This window comes from Terrisporobacter muris (assembly GCF_024621905.1).
Lineage (GTDB): Bacteria > Bacillota > Clostridia > Peptostreptococcales > Peptostreptococcaceae > Terrisporobacter > Terrisporobacter muris.
Window position 1 is genome coordinate 1 of record NZ_JANKBY010000223.1, and the last position, 6,008, is coordinate 6,008.

The 6,008-nt window shown below is 27.3% G+C and carries 3 protein-coding genes; all 3 read right to left on the bottom strand.

All coding sequences use genetic code 11. The features are described from left to right. Positions 1-785: hypothetical protein (locus tag NSA58_RS14370; protein ID WP_257560618.1), on the bottom strand; the 785-nt coding region annotated here is incomplete at its 3' end. A gap of 11 nt (positions 786-796) precedes the next feature. Next, complete coding sequence (locus NSA58_RS14375; RefSeq protein ID WP_257560619.1) at positions 797-2,428, bottom strand: hypothetical protein; 1,632 nt, start codon at positions 2,426-2,428, stop codon at positions 797-799. After that, on the bottom strand, positions 2,412-5,852 hold the full coding sequence (locus NSA58_RS14380; RefSeq protein ID WP_257560620.1) for an AAA domain-containing protein: 3,441 nt from the start codon (positions 5,850-5,852) through the stop codon (positions 2,412-2,414). The genes NSA58_RS14375 and NSA58_RS14380 overlap by 17 nt, the downstream gene beginning before the upstream one ends. Positions 5,853-6,008 lie beyond the last annotated feature (156 nt).

Consider the following 6,008-nt stretch of genomic DNA (forward strand, 5'->3'; position numbering starts at 1 on the left):
CCGATCTTCTTTTCAAAGCATACATCATATTTAAATAAAATATTTATCTTACAACTATGTTTTTTCTCTACTATTCTGTTTAGTATTTCACTATCTAAGTTTATACTTTTTGCTATTATAGTTATCTCATATCTACTATTATCAATAGATTCTATAATACTTTCCTTTATATTATCTATTATATGTTCATTATGTAATACATATTTTTTATCCGTATTTGGAAATAAATCAAATGGCACTTCTCCAACTTCATTCTTAGACTCTAATGACTCTATATCATATACTTCATAATCAGTGTTTTTCCAAAATCTCCAACAAAACAAATCATATAATTCTTTTTTATGAGTATCTTGTAATTTGTAAAATAGTTTTTCATCATTCATATTTAAATCATCTGATACATACATCTCACTAAATATATTATACGGATCTACTATAATCAAATCTCCACTTATATTATTTGAATATCTAATAAGTGCTTTACCAACTATAGTATGTTTATATGATGGATATATTTGATTAGTAATTAAATATATATTTACACCTCTTTTGTATAGTTCATTTATTAAGTTTAAAATCTTAGAGTTCAATTCTTTATCAGATTGTATACATAATGTACTTTTAGCTAAAATTTCTATTCTTTCTATTAATGCATCTAGTTTTATTCCTAAATTTAAACCAAATCTAGTTATACTACTATATTCTTGTTCTTCCCAAAAATGTTCTATAATATTATTATCATTATATGTATATTTTTTTATATTTACAGGCTTTATAAAACTCATAAAATCTCCTCCTAACATTCTACTAGGTGTTTCTCAAATTTTTCAATAACCCCTCTAGGGAATATTTGTTCATTTATTCTATAGAAGCTTATATCTTTCCATTGACCTATTAAGTCTTTATTCCACTTATCTATATCTTCATCAAATATACATTGATCTAATTCTGCACTCATCTTATAGTAAGTCCATCTTCCATTTGATTTAAACGCAAAATATCTATCATGTGGCCAATTCTTTTTATTACCAAATATATCGTCATACTGTAAAACCTCAACATCTAGATTTAACTTTTTGTTGTTAGTTAAAACAAGCATTTTCTCAGCTCCAAAGCTTCTGAAAGTATCTAATAGTATGTTACATTTTTTAATTTGATTTCTTGTATTAATATATTTAGATAAAAATACAAACTCATCTATAGAACTATCACCTATTAGGCTTTTAAATATATCATGTATAGAACTTTTTATTCCAAAAGCTATGTTCAAATCAATAATTCCAGTTTGAGTATAGTTAGGCTTTAAATCCATAGGTGCTCTTAAATTCCAGAATACACGTTTATTTGAATCCTTAATATTTAAAATATATTCCTCAACGTTTATATTTAAATAACCCTTATACTCTCTAACTCCAGGATTATCTAACAGATTCGATACTTCTATCTCAAACTCTGAATCTGTCATATACCTACTCTCTGCTAGTAATTCTACACAAACTTTTATCCATATCTCAGCATCCTGCATACTGTATGGCATTATAGGTATATCACGAACTTCTACTGAACATCTATTTCCTTCTATTTCTATGTCTTCTAAATCTATATTTGTTCTAAAGTTCATTAAGTCTCTAGGCGAAATAACTTTAAACTTTAATAATTCTTCTATGTTTTTTATTCTAAACATAGCATTTAAATTATCCCAAGATAGGTATTCTATATTTTTACTTAATATATCAATAACATAATTATCTAATTTAAATTTAGCTTCTTCTTCAAATAAAATATGATTATTAACACTTTTATTTTTCAAATTTTTTCCAGAGAAAATAAGCTTAATCTGATTTTTATGACAATCTAAATTTAATTTTAAATGTGCATTATTATTTTTATTATTATACTTAACACAACTAAAATCAGATTTTATATATTGATTATCTCCTAATTTTATAATTCTAAATCTTTTTTTATCCACACTACTTATTGCGATATCACTCTTATAATTTTCGTTACTATCTTTCTCTCTTGCTCTGACTTTAGAGTCTTTTTCTCGTCTATAGTCAATAATTAACTTATCTCCACTTCCATACATATTTTTCATAGGACCTACACTATCTATAGCAAGAAATTTAAACTTACCTTTTTCCTTGACTGGGACTAACCTTGTTCTTAATATAGTTTTACCTTCATTTGTAAGTACTCCATTGAAAATATAGTTAATATCTTCTAAATATCTAACAACCCTTTTGGCTATAACCTTGTGTATATCACTTCCCCCAAAAAGATTAGCAATTACATTTATATTTGCACCGTTTTTCTCTATGATATCTAATAAATTTAATATATCATTTCTCTCCTTATCATAAGTCTCAATACTGCCTACTGTATCAAATTCTTGTAGTAAAGACTTCCATCTAATATTTAGCTTCATGCGATTTCTCCTTCCATACAACACCTAATTCACTACTTGCTAAATTTCTTAATTCTTCAGATTGTCTTTGATTCTCAAAATATCCTTTGTGTCCAATAATTACTCTTTGATATCTAGCTCTAGTCAATCCAACATTCAATCTATTAGGACTATCTAAGAATCCTACTCTACTAGTTTGGACCATAGATATATACGTTATATCAGCTTCTCTTCCTTGAAATTTATCTATAGTATATAAATAAATCTTTACCCCATCTTTTTCAAACTGACTTACTTTTTTGCTCATACCAGTATATTCTCGCAATGCATCTCTAATCTTCCTAGCTTGTCCATTATAGAATGTCAAACAAGCTACAGACCATGGTTCATTATCTTTTTTAGGATTATTCTTTGCCCATAAAATAAATTCTTTAAGTTCTGTTATCATAGCCCTAACTTCCAACTCATTTTTAGATGTATGTGCTTTTCCTCTTACATCTAACCAAATACTCCTCTTACTGTATCTATTAAAGTTCCACTCTCTATTTAATCTATTAGAATCCTTAAGCGCTTTATTGCTATAAAATTGCTCACGTGGAAATATTGATATGTCTGGATGCATACGTTGTTGATAGTCTAAGCATATATGCCTTTTAATTAAATCTTCTTCTTTAAATCCAGAGTTCAATACACTGGTATATCTAAAGTTTTTAAACTTAGGAACTCCAACTTGCAGACTTTCTAATATAGAAGGAAGCGCTATACTTTGTATAATATCAACCTTATCAGATACAATATTTCTATCTATACTAGGAATTAAACTATCAACCTCAGCTTCAATCCTTGTAGTATCTTTATTTGATAATCTTAAATCATATTTTCTAACTATTCTCCAAGCTACTTCTTGTGCCCAGTCTTTATCTCTTAAAAATTTATTATTAAAATCTACAATTTTGTCATTATCATAAATATCTCTTCCACGATCTCTTATAGATATTTTATTACTTGATTTATCATAATAATAATTGCTTCTGAAACATGATTTACTGCTCTCCCAATTTTGAACGTTAAAGTGAAGCTTATTTGCGGGTATATACTTACATACTTCATCATAGATTAAATTATCTACAAATATCATGCTAAGACCTGGTAATACCCAAGATTTAATATCACCTCTAGCTAGTTCCATTTTACTTATTACATTAATTGTTGGATATTCTTTTAAATCTATCTCTCTTTCTGTTATAAATCCTATATATGGTATTTTTTCATTTATAAAATCTACTTCATCATCTACTCTAGATTTTATTTCATCAATCATAGCACTCATAACATCTGATTCTAATTTAACAACTGCAAAATTGCTAAACTTAACATCAAGATTTCTTATATATTTAAATATCATCAATGAAGCCTGTTGTTGATTTTGATTAAATACATTTCCAAAATCAGATAAATTTGCCTCAATATGTTCTCTATCTGTAAATGGAGATAATTGTTTTATATCTCCTACAAGAATCCATTTTTTAGCATATAAAGCAGGTACTAAAAATTCTTGAAATGTAGCTTTACTAGACTCATCCATTATCAAATAATCAAATGCTGGAGCAATAGGTATATCCTGATTAGCATTCTTAAAATGGGGATGTTGTAAAATCCCTATTGTAGTTCCACATACTAAATTGGCAGAATCTAATATAATATCACTATATATTTTGTTATCTTCTGTCAATATATCACCAATAGCAAACTCTTTTACTGACTCAGATATACTACGTTTTTCTCCAATTCTTAAAGGTAGGATATCTTCCATTAATCCAAGCTCCTTTATACGTTCAAGAACATTATCTATAGCAACATGAGTAGATGATGATAATAGTATTCTTTTATTATCTTTAATTAACTGAATTATAAGTTCTATTATAGCCGTTGTTTTTCCTGAGCCAGGTGGACCTTCTAGTAACATAAAGTCTGGTGTGCTTATAGCACGTTCTACAAACTCTCTTTGTTTAATAGTTCCATCCCTAGATTCATCAGTTAATACATACCATTCAGACACCTGCTTTTTAGGAAAGTTTCTCCATACACCTTTTATATCTTTACTCTCAACCAATGACAGTATTCCTTTATTTTCAAAAAGAGGTGTTTTATTTATCTTATTCAAGGCTTGCTTTTGTTTTTCTAGCTGATAAGTATTTATTGGAAGATGTAACCTTTTAGGTAAATCTTCTACGCCTATTTTATTATTAATCTGACCCCTAACAGGTGGATACTCCAACTCAATAGTATTTTCATTCTTATTAGTTGATTTTATCTTAAACTCTTTGTAGTTAGGATTTCTCCTACCTCTTATTCTTGATGGTTCTCCATTCGTAACCATATCAACACCGTCTTCAAAAAAGTAATCTATCTTTGAAAATGAAGTAAACATCTCTTCGGCATCATCTTCTTCATCAATAAGTTCTACTTTAATAGTATTTCCTCTTGAGTATTCTTTCCTTATATCCGCTTCATACTCTATTCCCATATCATCGGCTACTACAAATTTCCCCAATCCAATATTTTCATCTAATAAAATTTTTAATACTCCATTTTTATTAGACAAATTATAATCATGACCTTTATATATAATTCTATTTGGGCTACTTATTTTGATCATTTTATGATTTATTTTACATCCATTTATAAAAAGTTCTGTATTATCATCTACAAAATCATCTGTATAGACTATCCCTATATCTTTTTTTATTATATTTAATTTTTTACCTGAACTATATTTAATTTTATCATTATCATTACGCTTTATAATGCTCCAGTCATCTATCTCTATTCCATTAGGCAACACTATTGGTTCAACATTATTTAGACTTCCTTCAAACTGGACACGATAGATATCTTCTTGAGATAAAATATTTGTAACTCTAAAATTCATATTATTTTTTTGACTTATTTCTTTATAATTAAAATCAAAATCTAGTTTTTCTAAGTTTATTACTATAGTGTTATTAAGTATTAAATTTACTACGTTATCTAAATTTATCTCTTTATCTAAGCTAATATAGCATTCATTATCACTTTTTAATACACATTTTTTACTGAATGTAATATTCTCTGGTATAGTTGTACTATTTATAATCATAATAGTATTCACACTATTTAACTCTAAATTTCCATTTATAATATGTAATTTATATAAATTTTTAGGGATAGAAAATATTATCTCTTCATTTACATCATATGTGAAACAATTTGTTCTTTGCTTAAGACTTATTGTTGCTCCCTCTACTTCTCTCCAAGCTACGGAAACCTTCTTTCGCTCTTGAGCATCAATTGCTAAATCTATGTATTTCTCAAACATGTCAAAATTGGTTTCTGATACTCTTTTTACCATTTCTGCTTTTTTCTCTGAATTTGAATATATGGCATCATAGTATAATAAAGACAATAAAACTCACCTCAATCTCATTATTTTATCTTGTGAATATTACAGCTGATAAAGATACTGCTCCTAGAGCATCCAATGTTTGATACCCTTGAAATATTCCTTCTGAGAATACGCCATCTATTGTTGCTGGCTCTATACGTCCTAAAGGATTAACTA

Coding starts and splice junctions, on each gene's coding strand:
- NSA58_RS14375 (WP_257560619.1), bottom strand. CDS start 2,428: ATGAAGCTAAATATTAGATGGAAGTCTTTACTACAAGAATTTGATACA.